A 16,495-nucleotide genomic window follows, 5' to 3' on the forward strand; every position below is an offset into this window, starting at 1 on the left:
GATTCTAATTACTGTTCGGGGATCGCAGGTGGACGTAACTGTATTACCTCATCAAGTTGAATTTGCTGAACATATTCAAGTTTAAGTAAAGCATCTAGTACTCTTTTACAGTGTTGTTTATCAATATCAGCACTACAAAAGTTGATGATATTAAATTGCCGTTTGATGTTCAGTCCCGTTATGTCAGGCAGTGGTTGCGTGGTTTCAATTAATACACGAATGCTGGGATAGGGATCGGCATAACCAGAGTGTAATAATTTTTCGATGTTAAATAGGTTATCTTTAAGTTTGCCTAGTTCATTCGCTGTTTTCACGCTTTGTGGTATAAATACTTGTTCGTTAAGGCTATTTACTGTAATTTCGCCTTTGGCGTGAAGTGGGTTAATTTGATGATTGTCATATTGAATAACATCACCAGTCACTAAAGTGAATTGTTTCATTGTGTATCCTTTCAATTGGTTATCCATCCACCTCAAGCATAACAAAATGATGCGTCTAAAAAAATTAATTGTAGTAATAAATTCTTAATAAAGTAGGTGATCTATGTTCCGTTTAGCGTTTGTACTAGGTGCGATGTTATTTTCTCAACTATGCGCTGCAACAATCAGCCCGGTAGGGCTTTGGAAAACAATTGATGAAGAAACGAATGAAGCAAAATCACTCGTGCGTATTAGTGAACAAAACGGCGTGCTGGTTGGCAATGTTGAAAAAATATTGAATCCAGCTAAGCAAGATGCACGTTGTGAAAAATGTAAAGGTGATAAGAAAAATCAGCCTATTTTGGGGTTGCAGATTATCGAAGGCGCAAAGGATGCCGGAGATGGAAGTTGGCAAGATGGTGAAATTCTTGACCCTAATAATGGCAAAACCTACACCTTAAAATTGACACCACAACAACAAGGTAAGGTGCTTGAAGTGCGTGGTTATATTGCTTTTTTCTATCGTAATCAATATTGGCAACGCGTTGAATAAAAAAAGCCAAGCATTGCTTGGCTTTTCCTTACAAGTGACTTTTACAAACTTTCGCTGTATTCAGTCATTATTTGCTCAACCCAGTTGGCAATACGCTCATCGCTGAGTTCGTATTGACTGTCTTCATCAAGGGCTAAGCCAACAAATTGTTTGCCATCTTCAGTCAGCGCTTTTGATGCTTCAAACTCGTAACTGTCATCGTTTGGCCACTTTCCTAATAAGGTGATGCTTTGATCACAAATTTCATCGTGCAGCATGCCAAGAGCATCTTGGAACCATTGACCATAACCTTGTTGATCACCCATGCCAAACATAGCCACTGTTTTGCCATTTAGATTAACATCTTTGATATCATCCCAGATAGACTCCCAGTCTTCTTGAAGCTCACCAAAATCCCATGTAGAAATGCCGAAGATAACGAAATCGAATTGTTCTGCATTTTTTAATGGTTCATCTTTGATGTTATGCAAGCTCACAACGTCTTGCCCAATAATATCGCGAATTTTCTCTGCCGCTATTTCTGTATAGCAGGTAGTTGAACCATAAAATAAACCAATCTGCATCGTATTTATCACCGTGTGTTTGCCTGATATGATAGCTACTCAAGCCGCTTGAAGTATCTACCTTCATGTAGTTTGGTAATATTTTACCGTAAGGCCTATTTAATTGATACCTTGATAAGGATGAGAGTAACCGTGGCGGATAATACTTCACAAGCACAAGCAGGTGTCATGACGGAACAAAATGCAGAGCATTTAGAGGTTTTTTTAGATACCTTGTATTTAGAACAAGGAGTCAGTGAGAATACTCTTGCCGCTTATCGAAGTGACCTCGATAAGTTTTGCCAATTTATTAAAGACACAGACTTACTTGCAGTAACAGCAGAAGATATAGAAGCTTATTTAGCATACCGTGTCGATTTAGGACTAAAGTCGCGCAGCACGGCTCGAAGTATCAGTGCGCTCAAGCGTTTTTATCAGTATTTTGTGCGCGAAAAAGCAATCCCCGACTCACCAATGGTTAATATTGCGCAACCTAAGGCGGGGCAATCGTTACCAAAAACTCTCTCTGAAGCCGAAGTAGAAGCATTGCTTGCAGCTCCTAATATTGAAGATCCAATGGGGCTTCGCGATAAAGCCATGCTTGAACTGTTGTATGCCACCGGGCTGCGTGTTACTGAGCTGGTAGGGCTAAGAATGGAGCAAATAAACCTGCGCCAAGCAGTCGTATTCGTAAAAGGTAAAGGTAATAAAGAACGATTAGTCCCTTTGGGTGAAGAAGCAATGTACTGGCTTGAACAGTTTTTAAAAGTAGGGCGCTCGCAGATGATTAAACACGCTACCGACTTTGTGTTTCCGTCTAAGCGGGGCATTGGCATGACCCGACAAACTTTTTGGCATCGCATCAAACACTATGCTATTTTGGCAGCAATAGAGTCACCATTATCACCGCATACGCTCAGACATGCTTTTGCGACGCACCTTTTGAATCATGGGGCAGACCTTCGTGTTGTGCAAATGATGTTAGGTCATAGTGACTTATCAACAACACAAATTTATACGCATGTAGCGAATGAAAGATTAAAGTCGGTACACGAGCAGCATCACCCTCGTGCATAGTGCAACTTTTTTTAAGATGTACCGGTCTATGTAAAAAATGTTCAGGATATAGGATAGTTATGAAAAAGTTAGTTTTAGCCACGGCACTATTTGGCACAAGCTTAAATGTTTTTGCAAATGGCGTATCGACGACAGAAGCCGCTGACGCACCAATTGTTTCAAAATTTGCCGAGTTAGGTGTAAAGGTTAAGCAAGTTAACCCAAGCCCTGTGGCTGGTCTTAAAGAGCTAATTACTGATAAAGGCGTGTTATACGCAAGCCCTGATGGCCAATTCTTAATGCAAGGTACGTTGATTGACCTAAACAACCGTGTAAATCTAACCGAGCATGCGTTAAGTGATGTGCGTAAACAAGGCGTTGCAGAGTACGAAGACTCGATGATTGTTTACAAAGCAAAAAACGAAAAGCATTCAATCACAGTATTTACAGATATCACTTGCGGGTATTGTCGTAAATTACACCGCGAATTAGACGACTTTTTAGAGGCGGGTATTACTGTTAAGTATTTAGCTTTTCCAAGAGGCGGTTTAGCGGGCAAAGGTTATCAAGACTTAATGAATGTGTGGTGTGCTAAAGACCCAGCAGAAGCGTTAACAGAAGCTAAAGCGGGCGCAGAAGTAGCTGCAGTCCCAGGTTGTAACGCCCCGATTGCAGAGCATTACCAACTTGGTCAAAGCTTTGGTATGTCAGGTACACCGGCAATTATTTTAGAAGATGGTACGATGATCCCAGGTTATCAATCAGCTGCGCAAATCAGCCAAGCACTTGATGCTTTACCAAAAACATCGTCATAACTATTTTTAAACGAAAAGGCCTATTTGTCGTAGGCCTTTTTTATTCGCCTTAAGTTAAGAAGTACACTTTCCAACATGGAAAAAATAATTCAAGTTCGTCCTCGCGTTGATGACTCACACCTGCCAAATCATTTACATCCAGTCATTAAACAAATTTACGCATCAAGACAGGTGCAAGACGCAATAGAGTTAGATAACAGTGCAGCAACGTTACATGACTTTCGGTTGTTTAAAGACATCGACAAAGCCGTGTTGTTGTTGCAAGACGCATTAAAAGCACAAAGCCGCGTGTTAATCGTGGGAGATTTTGATGCTGACGGTGCAACCAGTACAGCAACCTTGATGCAAGGTCTTGCCATGTTTGGTTTGAAAAACCTTGATTACTTAGTGCCAGATAGATTCAGTTTAGGGTATGGCCTAAGTCCTGCGCTTGCAGAGCAAATTGTGGCCATGCAGCCTGAGCTTGTGATTACCGTTGATAACGGTATTTCATGCATAGATGGCATTGCAATTGTAAAGCATGCGGGTATTAAGGTGCTGGTGACAGATCACCACTTGCAGGGCGAGGCATTACCTAATGCCGATGCCATTGTGAACCCGAATCGTCATGACTGCCAATTTCCATCGAAATCAATAGCAGGCGTTGGGGTGGCTTTTTATCTGCTTATCGCTTTACGTAGTCACTTACGTGATCAAGGGTATTTTCAACATCAGCCAATGCCAAATTTGGCCGAATTACTTGATATTGTTGCCCTTGGAACTGTTGCCGATGTGGTCGCCCTTGATGCCAATAACCGTACATTAGTGCATCAAGGTTTAGCTCGTATTCGTAGCGGTAAAACACGCCCTGGTATTAGTGCTCTCATTGAAGTGGCAAATCGTAATGCAGCGCGCTTAAGTGCCAGTGACTTTGGCTTTTCATTGGCGCCACGCTTAAATGCAGCAGGGCGCTTAGATGATATGAGTTTAGGTATAGCCTGTTTATTATCGAGCGATATTAATCAAGCCCGCCGCATTGCCAGCGAGCTCGACAGCCTCAATCATGAGCGCCGTGAAATAGAGCAGGGCATGCAAACTGAAGCGCAAGCTGTGCTTGACCGTTTAGCCTTTAAAACAGATTCAGTGCCTGATGCCATTTGTTTGTATCAAGCTGATTGGCACCAAGGTGTTATTGGCATTTTGGCTGGTCGCTTAAAAGAAAAGTATCACCGTCCTACGATTATTTTTGCAGCCGGCTATAACGGTGAAATTAAAGGCTCTTGCCGCTCCATTGAAGGGCTGCATATGCGTGATTTACTTGAGCGCATAAATACCTTACACCCCCATCTTATCAGCAAGTTTGGTGGTCATGCTATGGCGGCAGGTTTAAGTATTAACGAGCAATGTTTTAATGAATTTAAAACAGTGTTTGAACACATGGTGGCACAAACACTCAGTGAAGAGCATAAGCAAAGTATTTTACTTACCGATGGTGAACTGCCAAATGATTGCTTCTCGATGGAGTTTGCCAACCTGTTAAAAAATGCAGGGCCTTGGGGACAACAATTTCCAGAGCCAGTGTTTGAACATGTATTCGAAGTGGTGCAGCAGCGTATTGTTGGTGAAAAACACTTAAAACTAGTTTTAAAACATCAATCTGGAAGGTTAGTTGACGCAATAGCATTTGCTGTTGACGTGCGTGCCTGGCCCGACACCGAAGTACGCTATGTAAAAGCGGCATACCAACTCGATATAAATGAATTTCGTGGCAAATTCTCGTTACAACTAATTATCCGAGAGCTACAAAAAACCACATAAAAATATCGTTATAATCGACATAAAAGGCTAATAAAACGCTCGGTTTTTTGTTAAAATCGGGCGTTTTTAATATTTGTAGATAATTTACCGTAATTATTGTCGAAAGCGGTGCGCGGTAAATCAGCCATTTTGGAGTAATGTACATGTTTGAAGTGAATCCTGTGATTAATCAAATCAAGGAAATTCGCGAACGTACTGAACTGCTTCGGGGGTATCTTTGACTACCCTCTTAAGAAAGAGCGGTTAGAAGAAGTTAACGCAGAACTTGAAGATTCAGCAGTGTGGAATGAGCCAGAGCGAGCTCAAGCCCTAGGCCGTGAAAAGTCGGCACTCGAAGCTATCGTTGAGACCATTGATAATTTAGTGGCCGGTACCGAAGATGTTGAAGGCTTAGTTGAGCTTGCTGTTGAAGCAGAAGACGAAGAAACCTTTGCCGAAGCAGAAACTGAATTAGCCGATTTAAACGCACAGCTTGAAAAGCTAGAATTCCGTCGTATGTTCTCGGGTGACCATGACCAAAACGATGCGTACCTTGATTTACAATCAGGTTCTGGCGGTACTGAAGCGCAAGACTGGTGTAACATGTTGTTGCGCATGTACTTACGTTGGGGGGAAGCAAAAGGCTTTAAAGTTGAACTTGTTGAAGCAACTGATGGTGATGTGGCTGGTATCAAAGGCGCAACAGTGCGCTTTGTTGGCGAATATGCATACGGTTGGTTACGTACAGAAACCGGTGTTCACCGTTTAGTACGTAAGAGCCCATTCGACTCAAGTGGTCGTCGTCATACCTCGTTTGCATCGGCATTCGTTTACCCAGAAATCGACGATAATATCGAAATTGATATTAATCCGGCTGACTTACGTATTGACGTTTACCGCGCATCTGGTGCGGGTGGTCAGCACGTAAATACAACAGAGTCGGCGGTTCGTATTACGCATATACCAACCAACACTGTTGTACAGTGCCAAAATGAGCGTTCACAGCATAAGAATAAAGACCAAGCAATGAAGCAGTTAAAAGCGAAGTTGTTTGAACTTGAAATTCAAAAGCAAAATGCCGAGAAGCAAAGCCAAGAAGATGCTAAATCTGATATTGGCTGGGGTAGTCAAATTCGTTCATACGTACTTGATGACTCGCGCATTAAAGATTTACGTACTGGCGTTGAAAACCGTAATACTCAAGCGGTTCTTGACGGCGACTTAGATAAATTTATTGAAGCCAGCCTTAAATCTGGCCTATAACCACCGAGCTAAAAAAGAGCTAAAAAATGACTGATCAAATCCAAGACGAAAATAAGTTAATCGCTGAGCGTCGTGGCAAATTAGACGCAATCCGCGAAAATTGCCCAGCCAACGGTCATCCAAACCAATTCCGTCGTGAACATTACACGGCTGATTTGCAAGCTGAGTTTGGTGATAAATCGAAAGACGAATTAGTTGCTGAGCAGCACGTTGTATCAGTAGCGGGTCGTATTCTTGCAAAACGTGGTCCTTTCCTTGCGTTACAAGATATGAAAGGCCAAATTCAAGCGTACGCGTCAAAAGACGTACAAAAAGAATTAAAAGCAAAATACGGTCAACTTGATATCGGTGACATCATCGGTGTTAAAGGTGCACTAAATAAATCAGGTAAAGGTGACCTATACGTAGAAATGACAGAGTACGAGTTACTAACTAAGTCATTACGTCCGTTACCAGAAAAATTCCACGGTTTATCTGACCAAGAAACTAAATACCGTCAACGTTATGTTGATTTAATTACCAATGAAGCGACGCGTGAAACCTTCCGTATTCGCTCAAAAGTTGTTGAAGGTATCCGTCGTTTCTTAGCTGATCGTGACTTCATGGAAGTTGAAACACCGATGCTACAAGTGATCCCTGGTGGTGCGTCTGCTCGTCCATTCGTAACACATCACAATGCACTTGATATCGATATGTACTTACGTATTGCCCCTGAACTTTACCTAAAACGTTTAGTGGTAGGTGGTTTTGAGCGTGTATTTGAAATCAACCGTAACTTCCGTAACGAAGGTTTATCAACACGTCATAACCCAGAATTCACAATGATCGAATTCTACCAAGCATACGCTGATTATATTGACCTGATGAACATCACTGAAGACATGTTACGTACTGTTGCTACAGATGTACTAGGTTCACCAATTGTTGTAAACACAACTAAAAATGAAAACGGTGAAGTGGTAGATTCAGTAGAGTACGATTTTGGTCAACCTTTTGCTCGTTTAACAATGAGCGAGGCTATCCTTAAGTACAACCCAGACTTTGATGCTGCGGTATTTAATGACCCTGAAAATCATTTTGAAGAGCTTAAAGCGTACGCTAAGCAAGTACACGTTAAGATCCCAGAAAACTGTGTATGGGGCCCTGGTAAGTTCTTATGTGAAATCTTCGAAGAGACTGCAGAGCATAAGTTAATTCAACCTACTTTCATCACAGCTTACCCATGGGAAGTGTCACCACTTGCACGTCGTAACGACGAAAACCCATTTGTGACTGACCGTTTCGAGTTCTTCGTAGGCGGCCGTGAATTAGCGAATGGTTTCTCTGAGCTTAATGATGCGCAAGACCAAGCAGAGCGTTTTTCTCGTCAAGTTGAAGAAAAAGACGCAGGTGATGATGAAGCAATGCACTACGATGAAGATTATATTCGCGCGTTAGAGTACGGCTTACCACCAACAGCAGGTGAGGGTATTGGTATCGACCGTCTAGTGATGTTATTCACTGACTCACCAACAATTAAAGACGTGATTTTATTCCCGCATATGCGTCCTCAAGCTGATTAATCAGTTTTTAGGATTAGAAAACGCCGCTTTTTAGCGGCGTTTTTGTTATAGGAAATTTCTGATTTTTTCTTCGCTAGCGTTTTTATTTTTAATTTAAATTATTGATATATCGTGTATTTGTTGTTTTTGTTTGCTACGTAATCATTGCTTTGTTCGTTTTTAATACAAACTAAGGTTGATAAAGTCATTTTTCTAGTCAGAATGTTAATGTACTAAATAAAATCCGTTCACTGCTTAAATGGAATTAATTAAAATGACAACAAAACCAGCGCAGTTACCAACAGATGTAGCAAAAAGTGATGAACAACGTGAAAGCTTTTACCGAGCATGTATTTTTGAATTTCAAAAGTTAGGATACCAAGACCAATACCTAGCAGAATTAACTGATGAGCATATTCCTTTAACTGGTCTCGATTTATTGGCTGATAAAGAAAAAACGCCTAAAGCTTAAGCGATTTTAGGAAGTTTGAGTCAGTTGTGCACAATCTCTAACCATCTACTCGAAATTCCTTGAAAAGTGTTTGACTTATTTTCTGAAATCTTTATTATACGCCCCACAAGACGGAGAGGTGGCCGAGTGGCCGAAGGCGCTCCCCTGCTAAGGGAGTATAGGGTTTGTAGCTCTATCGAGGGTTCGAATCCCTCCTTCTCCACCATTTTTCCTAAAATGGCATGTCTTGAAAGTAATATGTGTGGACGCGTAGCTCAGCTGGATAGAGTACCTGGCTACGAACCAGGCGGTCGGAGGTTCGAATCCTCCCGCGTCCGCCACTTTTTACTTTAACTCTTGCTAAGAGAATAAATTAGCAATATTCAAATGTGCGTGTGGACGCGTAGCTCAGCTGGATAGAGTACCTGGCTACGAACCAGGCGGTCGGAGGTTCGAATCCTCCCGCGTCCGCCATATTTGAAACTCACATCGAGTATAAATATACAAATTTGGTCGGAGGTTCTCTCTTTCAAGAGACGTCCCGCAACCGCCATATTTGAAAAATCATTGCAAGATTATAAAATGCAACTTTGCGGACGCGTAGCTCAGCTGGATAGAGTACCTGGCTACGAACCAGGCGGTCGGAGGTTCGAATCCTCCCGCGTCCGCCACTTCCTTCTAGGAAGTGACATAAGCCGACAAGCTGTCGGTTTTTTTGTCTTTAAGACACAGTCAATGCACGACTTAAACATGCAAAAACATACTGCGGACGCGTAGCTCAGCTGGATAGAGTACCTGGCTACGAACCAGGCGGTCGGAGGTTCGAATCCTCCCGCGTCCGCCACTTTCTTCTTGAAAGTGACATAAACCGACGAAAGTCGGTTTTTTTGTGCCTGCAATCCGCATAGGATTGGTTTTAGGAGAGACTTCAGTTGCGAATAAACACAACGTTTTATTGCGTTCATTTCTCTTAGAACGACTTTGAACCACGCAGCCGGAGGTTCACTGTTTCAAAATACGTCCCGCGTCCGCCACTTTCTTCTTGAAAGTGACATAAACCGACGAAAGTCGGTTTTTTTGTGCCTGCAATCCGCGTAGAAGCTTGAATGCTCAATATAAACTTGATGCAATAATTTTATATCGCGTTCATTTCTCTTAGAGCAACTTTGAACCACGCAGCCTAAGGTTCACTGTTTCAAAATACGTCCCGCGTCCGCCATATTATTTTTTTATATCCCGCGTTTAATAGCAATTCACAACAATAGACCAGTTAATTAAGTGTATCGGTATAAGTAGCTTCAAATGACACTAGCAAAGAGTGCATGGTAAGTTTGCTCGTTTTACTTTGTACCTTTTTACTTTCATATTTTCTTGATATTTAGCAATAAATCCCAGTTAACTTGCTTCACGGTCAAATTGTGTTAGATTTAATAAAATATTCCAAAAATAATAACTAATGGGAATTTTAGTTTATGAATACTAAAGCTGCATTTCAAAAGCGGCTAGCTTTATCATGTGGTTTTTTATTGCTAGCGGGTTGCCAAACGAGTGCAAGTAAGGTTGTTTTGTCTGATGAAGAGTACTTTGATAGGGTCATGCTAGCCCCTGCAATTCTTCCTGCTGATTTAACAAATACTGGTTGTTTAAGTTTAAATAATGATGATGATGCAAAAGACTATAAAACAGCATCGCAGGTGAATTATCAACAAGCAAATTGGCAATCTCGCGTGGCTGCTGACTGGCTGTACTTTGCAGATCCTCTGCAACCAGGCAAGTTGTTATTGATAGATTATCAGGTTAAGAGTGGGCAACTTGCTTACCGTTATTTAAGTGATGGTAGTCACAATGAGCTATATGAACCTTGGAGCTCATCAAAAATTCAAGCATTTACTGGCGCGTTATCAAGAGTGAGGCAAGCTCACCCTGAGCTAGGTGCAACTGTGTTTGCAGGAGATACAGCACTGGCTGATTTGATCAGTAGTATTAATAGCTACGAAGCATTTGGTAAAGCCGATGGTAATTCAAATGCTATTGCCAGTTATTTTGTTAATGTGGCAGGGCGAGAATACTTACGTGGGCTTTTTAATGAGGGCTGGCTGAAACTGCAGGATCAACGTTTGTTGTTTAACGGTGCATATGGCTCAGAGCAGTTTGCCCCATCAGACGACTATTGGCATAACCCGATAAATAAAGAGTTTGATGCAAAGATAGACCGTTACACTGCAAGCAGTGATGATCCCGGTTATTTAGGGTATCGTTGTGATAGTTGTGGTTTAACGGGTAATAAAGCAATGACCACACTTGCTCAAGCTGAATGGTTAAAGCGACTAGTAAGTCATCAACGTGAGCCAATTACGCAAATGCCTAATTTACAAAGTATTGATGTAGATGTGCTACTTAACGGCACAGGACATACCGATCAACATGCTAAAGTTGGCGGTATGATGGTGGGTATAAGCCACATTGTTACAAATGCATTGGCAAATGTTATAGACCCTAGTGATAGTCGCTCTGCAAAAGAGGTGCTCGACACTGCAACTAATGGACAATGGCGTGTTTGGCAAAAAATAGGCTGGGGTCCAAGTGAAACGCGCTCAACCACAGAAACAGTGATGCTTGCACATGTGTGTTTAGGAAATTATCAAGGTGGCCGTGAATTTACTTTCAGCGTGCAGCAGTCAATAGGCGGAGCTGACGAAGCCAATTTGCCAAAAGTCGGTAAGCAAATGCAGCAAAAGTTGCAGCATGCGTTTACAAAATTATTAGATTCACGCATTCAATAAGAATTAAGGAACAGCTATGCGTCGTTCAATTATCGCGTTATCAATTAGCTTAGGTGTAGCCTTTTGTGCACCTATTCATGCTGAGGGCTGGCAATCAGATGTTATTGCGGTTACTCAGTCGCAACTTTCGCCCAATTACTGGTTAGCGAAAGGTGCATCGGCAAAAATGATCATGACAGAGGCGCAAATTACAGCCTTTAACGAAAAACTGATTAAAGAAAATAAATACATTGTTGATCCACTGTCATTTCAAACAACATTGAGTAAAGAGGAATTAACAAGCGCGATTCACTCTGCAAGCTCTATCCCTAAAAGCCCGCGTTTTTTTACTGATGGTAGACAGTTAACCGCCAAAGACTTCGCCAAATATCAAGCTAACCTAAACCTTAATAAAGTGGCCAGTAGTAACAAGGTTCGTTTTGGTATGGTTGTTAAGCGAACTGCTCTGCGCACTTTTCCAACCTGGGACCGAGTATTAAATAGTGGTCTTGATCAAGACTTAGATCGCTTTCAAGAAAGCGGCATGTTCCCAGGTGAAGCTGTTGCTGTATTGCATCAAAGTGCAGATAAAAAATGGCTCTTAGTTCGTGCTTACAACTATTTAGCATGGGCTCCTAGTGAAGATATCGCTTTTGCTGACGCCGATGAAATTAAAGCTTATCGAGAGCAAGATAACTTTTTGGTTGTAACCGGCGCAAAAGTAAATACCGCCTATGTGCCTAACGACACTGCAAGCTCAGAAGTCCAACTAGATATGGGTGTGCGTTTACCTTTACTTGATAACGAACAAGTACCTAATTTGCTCAATGGTCAAAACACGTATGCAAGCCATGTTGTTCAGCTGCCCACCCGCAATGAGCAAGGCCAGCTTGTTATAAAACCGGCGATGATCAGTAAAACCGCCGACGTAAATTTAGGTTACTTAGAATACAACGAGCAAAACCTAATAAAACAAGGTTTTAAGTTTTTAGGTGAACGTTATGGCTGGGGACATGATTACAATGGCCGTGACTGTACAGGCTTTGTAGGCGAAATTTATAAAAGTTTTGGCTTATTAATGCCACGTAATTCAGGCCAGCAAGGCAGTAGTGAATACGGACAAAATAATCGCTTTGATAAAAATACGACCGCAGACGCAAAATTACCGGTGGTTAAAAATATGGCGATTGGCGATCTTATTTATATTCCAGGTCATGTGATGATGTATTTAGGAGAGCACCAAGGCGAGCCGTATGTTATTCATGATGTGAAAGGCTTAGGCTATAACAAAGGCGATGGCAGCTTTTATAGCAGTGCGCTTAATGGCGTATCGGTTACCCCCTTGTTACCCCTGCGATTATCTCAAGAAACAAGTTACCTAGACCGTGTTTATAACATTAAGCGTATTCGATAGAGGCCTGTATGAAAATTAAAGCAGTTCGTTTTGCGAAACTTAAAGTGCCTTTGGTCACACCATTTAAAACAGCGCTTAGAGAAGTGAGTTTTATTGAAGACCTAGTGGTTTTAATAGACACCGAATGTGGTCAAGTCGGTTATGGCTCGGCTGCTGCAACTCCCGTTATCACAGGTGATACACATCAAGGCATGACAGCGGTGATTCAGCAGTTTATTGCTCCTAAACTGATAGGGCATGAAATCGAAAACATCAACCAGCTTACTCACATTATTCAATCAACGGTGATTGGTAATAGCAGCGCAAAAGCGGCTTTAGAATTAGCGGTTTACGACTTATGGGGCAAGCTCTACAGAGCGCCTTTATACAAATTGCTCGGTGGTGGTAAGTCAGAGTTAAAGACTGATATTACCATCAGCGTAGATAACATAGATAAAATGCTTAGTGACTGTCAGCGAGCGGTTGAGCAAGGTTTTGATGTATTAAAAATAAAAATCGGCAATAACCTTAATCAAGATATTGAACGTGTAAAGGCAATTCACACAGGGTTTGCTGCTAAGGCGCAGTTACGTTTAGATGTAAACCAAGGGTGGAATGCCAAACAAACAGTGTTTGCACTGCAACAACTTGAGCAAGCAGGGGTGGTGTTAGAGTTGGTTGAGCAGCCAGTAAAAAGCAGTGATATTCAAGGTCTCAAATATATTACTGAGCGAGTGAACACCCCGATCATGGCCGATGAAAGCGCCTTTTCACCTAAGCAAGTAATACAACTTTTAGAGCTTGGCGCAGTTGATATTATCAATATTAAATTAATGAAAACGGGCGGTTTAAGTCGAGCAATTGAGATTGCTAATATCACTGCCCAATACCAAGCAGAGTGTATGATTGGCTGTATGTTAGAGGGCAGTATTGCTGTAGCAGGTGCAGCGCATTTAGCTTCAGCCAAAGCGCAACAAATAAGCAAAATAGACCTCGACGGTCCAGCGCTTGGTCAATACGACCCGGTTCAAGGTGGGGTTGTATTTAACGGTCCACAAATTAACTTATCGGATGCCCCCGGCCTTGGTATTGAATCAATAAACGGTCTAGAACTAATAACAAACGGAGTATGGCCAGCATGAAAAAACTAGTCAGTCTTATTGCAGCTATGAGTTTAACCGCTTGTGCAAGCGTAGAATCACCTAAACCAGTCATTGATAGCAGTCACCAGCAGCTCGTGGTGGTGGTCGCTAATGACAGTGATGCTATTGATGCCACGTTGTATCGCTTTGAAAAAAATGCTGGTAGCTGGCAACAACAAGGCCAGCAACATGCTGTGGTGCTTGGCCGCACTGGTCTTGCTTGGGGGGTAGGGCTACATCCGTCACAACCTGGACAGCAAAAACAAGAGGGTGATGGTAAAGCGCCTGCGGGCATTTTTGAGTTAGGTACAGCATTCGGTTATTTAGATTCACTGCAAACAAACCTTAACTATCAAGCAATGACTGCTAACGACTATTGTATCGATGTGAAAGGCTCACCTTTTTATAACCAACTAGTTGATAAGGCGGTTGTTGGTGAAGAGGCGGTTAAGGATTCTTCGGAGTGGATGCGCCGAGATATTTATAGCCAAGATAATCTCTATAAAAAAGGCATTGTTGTTAAGCATAACCCAAGCAATATTAATGGCGCGGGCAGCTGTATCTTTATGCATTTGTGGCGAGCACCTAGTAAACCAACTGCGGGTTGTACAGCGATGACTGAAAGCGATATGGACACATTACTAGCCTGGCTTGATGAGCGTAAAAAGCCATTACTGGTAAGCCTGACCAAAGCGCAATATCAGCAAAAACAAAGTCAGTGGCAATTACCTAGCCTAGGTAACTAAAAATAATAAAATAAAAGTATTTTAATTTTGTCATAATAATGGAATAATATATTCCATTAAGGTTTGGGTTAGGATAATAAATGAGTGCAAATTACGCTTTACTCGATTGGCTAGTATTCGCAGGCTACGCGGCAATTTTGTTGTTAAGTGGTTGGTGGTTTAATCGCAAACGTGCTAACTCAAGCCAAGATTTTTTTCTAGGCGGAAATAGCATGCCAACGTGGATGGTTGCGATATCTGTACTGGCTACTTCGCAGTCAGCTGCCACTTTTATTGGTGGGCCAGATCAAGGCTACCAAGGTGACTTTTCTTATATTGCTACCAATATTGGTGCCTTTATTGCGGCGTTTATTGTTTCTGCATTCTTAATTCCAAAGTTTTATCAGCAAAAAGTTTATACGGTCTATGAGTTATTAGAAAAACGCATTGGTCCTAAAGCAAAGCGACGCAGCGGCTTGATGTACTTATTTGGCCGAGTGTTTGCAAGTGGTGCTCGTTTATATATGGCAGCGATTGCTGTTGCGATGATTTTATACGGAAATATCGATGCAGACAGTGTGGTTGTAGCCACTCTAGTGCTGGCACTAGCAGGTTTGTTGTATACCTTTTTGGGCGGGATCCGCAGCGTTATTTATTCTGATGTATTGCAAAGCATTGTCTATGTGAGTGCGGCTATTGCGGTTATTTGGAGCTTGCTGAACGTTATTCCAGCCGATTTTTCAACCATTATTGCAACCTTAAATGAACCAAGCCCAGGGGCAGACTCAAAGCTGGCACTGTTTAAGTTTGATTTAGACTTTGGCCCGTCAGGGGTGTTCAACATGGCCTCTGTTCTAACTGGTTTTGTGTTATTAAATATTGCCGCATTTGGTCTTGACCAAGATATGACACAACGCTTGTTAACCTGTAAAAGCCCGAAAGAGGGCAGTAAAGCTTTACTACTTTCAGTGGTAATGGTGATCCCGGTTATGGCTATTTTTATCTTTATTGGTTTACTGCTTTACATCGTTTATCAGCAACCAGCATTAATGAATAGCGAAGCTGGGCAAACGGTTGTTCAAGAGTTTAACGGTGAAAAAATCACTATCTTTATGTACTACGTATTAAACGAAGTACCAGCCGGAGTGAAAGGCTTAGTGAGTGTCGGTATTATTGCAGCCGCTATTTCTACTTTGAACTCTGGGCTTAGTTCGATGTCTTCAGTCATCGTGCAAGATTTATATCGCCCATATTTAGAGAAAGCCAATAAGCAAGTGAGCGATCAGCACTTTGTTAAAGCAGGTCGTGTGGGTATGGCGCTGGTAAGTCTTGCTTTAGCGCTAATGGCTATCCTTTGTTATTTCTGGCAGCAGTATAGCGATATGCCATTATTAAAATTTGCTCTAAGCGTAATGGTCTTTTCCTACAGTGGTTTATTAGGGGTGTACTTTACAACTTTATTTACCAAGCGTGGCAGTGAAGGGTCAGTATTAGCTGCCTTAATTACAGGATTTATGGTGACCCTATTCATGCAACCTTACATGATTGATTGGTTACTGCCTGAATCTATGCGCTTTTACTTAGGGTTTACGTGGCAATTATGTATTGGCACCTTGCTTGCCACATTAGTGTGCTGTATAGGAAAAGCAAGCAATGAGGCAACGGCATAAATGGCGCCATCATATATTTTAGCCATCGATGGCGGTGGCACTAAGGTGGTAGCTGAGCTTAAAGAGCTGGCAACGGGTAAGCAATTTCGCGCTCAGGCTGGCTCTGCATCACTGTCGAATGATCTTGATTTAGCAGTTGAAAACATTGTTAAAGTGACGCGCGAGGTGTGCGAACAAAGCAATGTTAAGCCTAGCGATATGGTTACCGTTATGGGGCTTGCTGGTGGTTCGTCAGTAAGCCTTGCTGAGCAAGTCAAAGTAATGCTCAAGCTTATATATGAAATCGAATTTGCTTACTTAGAGATTACAAGTGATGCCACTACTTCACTGTATGGGGCAAATTTAGGTGCTCCTTGCGTTGTCGTAGCTCTTGGCACGTGAGCTGTC

15 protein-coding genes and 5 tRNA genes are annotated in these 16,495 nt (G+C 42.0%); 18 read left to right on the top strand and 2 right to left on the bottom strand.

Annotation, left to right across the window (positions count from 1 at the left end; translation table 11 throughout):
- Positions 1-8 precede the first annotated feature (8 nt).
- Entirely contained in the window at positions 9-440 is a 432-nt protein-coding gene (locus L1264_RS01830; RefSeq protein ID WP_135925877.1) for a hypothetical protein, read from the bottom strand.
- Positions 441-543: 103 nt separating this feature from the next.
- On the opposite strand from L1264_RS01830, the gene L1264_RS01835 reads away from it, so the two are divergent.
- Entirely contained in the window at positions 544-972 is a 429-nt protein-coding gene (locus L1264_RS01835; RefSeq protein ID WP_199526266.1) for a DUF2147 domain-containing protein, read from the top strand.
- Between the two features lie 41 nt (positions 973-1,013).
- Here the strand turns inward: L1264_RS01835 and fldB are convergent, their stop codons facing one another.
- Positions 1,014-1,535 carry a flavodoxin FldB gene (fldB, locus tag L1264_RS01840; protein ID WP_199526265.1) on the bottom strand — a complete coding sequence of 174 codons (522 nt, stop codon included), beginning with the start codon at positions 1,533-1,535 and terminating at the stop codon, positions 1,014-1,016.
- A 168-nt stretch (positions 1,536-1,703) separates the two neighbouring features.
- On the opposite strand from fldB, the gene xerD reads away from it, so the two are divergent.
- The 17 genes from xerD (at position 1,704) to L1264_RS01925 (ending at position 16,489) form a co-directional block, all read left to right on the top strand.
- Positions 1,704-2,591, top strand: coding sequence for a site-specific tyrosine recombinase XerD (gene xerD / locus L1264_RS01845; RefSeq protein WP_421968032.1), 888 nt, complete (start codon positions 1,704-1,706; stop codon positions 2,589-2,591).
- Between the two features lie 59 nt (positions 2,592-2,650).
- The gene (gene dsbC / locus L1264_RS01850) at positions 2,651-3,385 is read left to right on the top strand and encodes a bifunctional protein-disulfide isomerase/oxidoreductase DsbC (protein ID WP_138558617.1); all 735 of its coding nucleotides are present in this window, start codon (positions 2,651-2,653) and stop codon (positions 3,383-3,385) included.
- A gap of 75 nt (positions 3,386-3,460) precedes the next feature.
- Complete coding sequence (gene recJ / locus L1264_RS01855; protein ID WP_235403595.1) at positions 3,461-5,182, top strand: single-stranded-DNA-specific exonuclease RecJ; 1,722 nt, start codon at positions 3,461-3,463, stop codon at positions 5,180-5,182.
- Between the two features lie 143 nt (positions 5,183-5,325).
- A protein-coding gene (gene prfB / locus L1264_RS01860; protein ID WP_135925871.1) for a peptide chain release factor 2 occupies positions 5,326-6,424 on the top strand; the annotation gives its coding sequence in 2 pieces (ribosomal slippage) (positions 5,326-5,400 and positions 5,402-6,424; 1,098 coding nt in all).
- Between the two features lie 26 nt (positions 6,425-6,450).
- A complete protein-coding gene (gene lysS / locus L1264_RS01865) occupies positions 6,451-7,986 on the top strand; it encodes a lysine--tRNA ligase (protein ID WP_135925870.1) in 1,536 nt (511 codons plus the stop codon).
- A 253-nt stretch (positions 7,987-8,239) separates the two neighbouring features.
- Positions 8,240-8,437 carry a hypothetical protein gene (locus tag L1264_RS01870; RefSeq protein ID WP_135925869.1) on the top strand — a complete coding sequence of 66 codons (198 nt, stop codon included), beginning with the start codon at positions 8,240-8,242 and terminating at the stop codon, positions 8,435-8,437.
- Positions 8,438-8,549: 112 nt separating this feature from the next.
- Positions 8,550-8,642: transfer RNA gene (locus L1264_RS01875), tRNA-Ser, on the top strand.
- A gap of 38 nt (positions 8,643-8,680) precedes the next feature.
- A tRNA-Arg gene (locus L1264_RS01880) sits at positions 8,681-8,757 on the top strand.
- A 56-nt stretch (positions 8,758-8,813) separates the two neighbouring features.
- Positions 8,814-8,890: transfer RNA gene (locus tag L1264_RS01885), tRNA-Arg, on the top strand.
- Positions 8,891-9,010: 120 nt separating this feature from the next.
- A tRNA-Arg gene (locus tag L1264_RS01890) sits at positions 9,011-9,087 on the top strand.
- A gap of 96 nt (positions 9,088-9,183) precedes the next feature.
- A tRNA-Arg gene (locus L1264_RS01895) sits at positions 9,184-9,260 on the top strand.
- Between the two features lie 628 nt (positions 9,261-9,888).
- Entirely contained in the window at positions 9,889-11,199 is a 1,311-nt protein-coding gene (locus L1264_RS01900; RefSeq protein ID WP_199526262.1) for a hypothetical protein, read from the top strand.
- Between the two features lie 16 nt (positions 11,200-11,215).
- The gene (locus L1264_RS01905; RefSeq protein WP_199526261.1) at positions 11,216-12,592 is read left to right on the top strand and encodes an SH3 domain-containing protein; all 1,377 of its coding nucleotides are present in this window, start codon (positions 11,216-11,218) and stop codon (positions 12,590-12,592) included.
- 8 nt (positions 12,593-12,600) lie between these two features.
- The gene (locus L1264_RS01910; protein ID WP_199526260.1) at positions 12,601-13,713 is read left to right on the top strand and encodes a dipeptide epimerase; all 1,113 of its coding nucleotides are present in this window, start codon (positions 12,601-12,603) and stop codon (positions 13,711-13,713) included.
- Positions 13,710-14,459, top strand: coding sequence for a L,D-transpeptidase family protein (locus tag L1264_RS01915; protein ID WP_199526259.1), 750 nt, complete (start codon positions 13,710-13,712; stop codon positions 14,457-14,459). The genes L1264_RS01910 and L1264_RS01915 overlap by 4 nt, the downstream gene beginning before the upstream one ends.
- 80 nt (positions 14,460-14,539) lie before the next feature.
- Positions 14,540-16,108 carry a sodium:solute symporter gene (locus L1264_RS01920; RefSeq protein ID WP_135925864.1) on the top strand — a complete coding sequence of 523 codons (1,569 nt, stop codon included), beginning with the start codon at positions 14,540-14,542 and terminating at the stop codon, positions 16,106-16,108.
- Complete coding sequence (locus L1264_RS01925; RefSeq protein ID WP_235403596.1) at positions 16,109-16,489, top strand: hypothetical protein; 381 nt, start codon at positions 16,109-16,111, stop codon at positions 16,487-16,489.
- The last annotated feature ends 6 nt before the right edge of the window (positions 16,490-16,495 follow it).

The organism is Pseudoalteromonas sp. APAL1, assembly GCF_021532475.1.
Taxonomy (GTDB): domain Bacteria; phylum Pseudomonadota; class Gammaproteobacteria; order Enterobacterales; family Alteromonadaceae; genus Pseudoalteromonas; species Pseudoalteromonas lipolytica_C.

Bases quoted from the DNA above. Each gene is read 5' to 3' on its own strand.
- L1264_RS01830 (WP_135925877.1), bottom strand. From the start codon at position 440: ATGAAACAATTCACTTTAGTGACTGGTGATGTTATTCAATATGACAAT.
- L1264_RS01835 (WP_199526266.1), top strand. From the start codon at position 544: ATGTTCCGTTTAGCGTTTGTACTAGGTGCGATGTTATTTTCTCAACTA.
- fldB (WP_199526265.1), bottom strand. From the start codon at position 1,535: ATGCAGATTGGTTTATTTTATGGTTCAACTACCTGCTATACAGAAATA.
- xerD (WP_421968032.1), top strand. From the start codon at position 1,704: ATGACGGAACAAAATGCAGAGCATTTAGAGGTTTTTTTAGATACCTTG.
- dsbC (WP_138558617.1), top strand. From the start codon at position 2,651: ATGAAAAAGTTAGTTTTAGCCACGGCACTATTTGGCACAAGCTTAAAT.
- recJ (WP_235403595.1), top strand. From the start codon at position 3,461: ATGGAAAAAATAATTCAAGTTCGTCCTCGCGTTGATGACTCACACCTG.
- lysS (WP_135925870.1), top strand. From the start codon at position 6,451: ATGACTGATCAAATCCAAGACGAAAATAAGTTAATCGCTGAGCGTCGT.
- L1264_RS01870 (WP_135925869.1), top strand. From the start codon at position 8,240: ATGACAACAAAACCAGCGCAGTTACCAACAGATGTAGCAAAAAGTGAT.
- L1264_RS01900 (WP_199526262.1), top strand. From the start codon at position 9,889: ATGAATACTAAAGCTGCATTTCAAAAGCGGCTAGCTTTATCATGTGGT.
- L1264_RS01905 (WP_199526261.1), top strand. From the start codon at position 11,216: ATGCGTCGTTCAATTATCGCGTTATCAATTAGCTTAGGTGTAGCCTTT.
- L1264_RS01910 (WP_199526260.1), top strand. From the start codon at position 12,601: ATGAAAATTAAAGCAGTTCGTTTTGCGAAACTTAAAGTGCCTTTGGTC.
- L1264_RS01915 (WP_199526259.1), top strand. From the start codon at position 13,710: ATGAAAAAACTAGTCAGTCTTATTGCAGCTATGAGTTTAACCGCTTGT.
- L1264_RS01920 (WP_135925864.1), top strand. From the start codon at position 14,540: ATGAGTGCAAATTACGCTTTACTCGATTGGCTAGTATTCGCAGGCTAC.
- L1264_RS01925 (WP_235403596.1), top strand. From the start codon at position 16,109: ATGGCGCCATCATATATTTTAGCCATCGATGGCGGTGGCACTAAGGTG.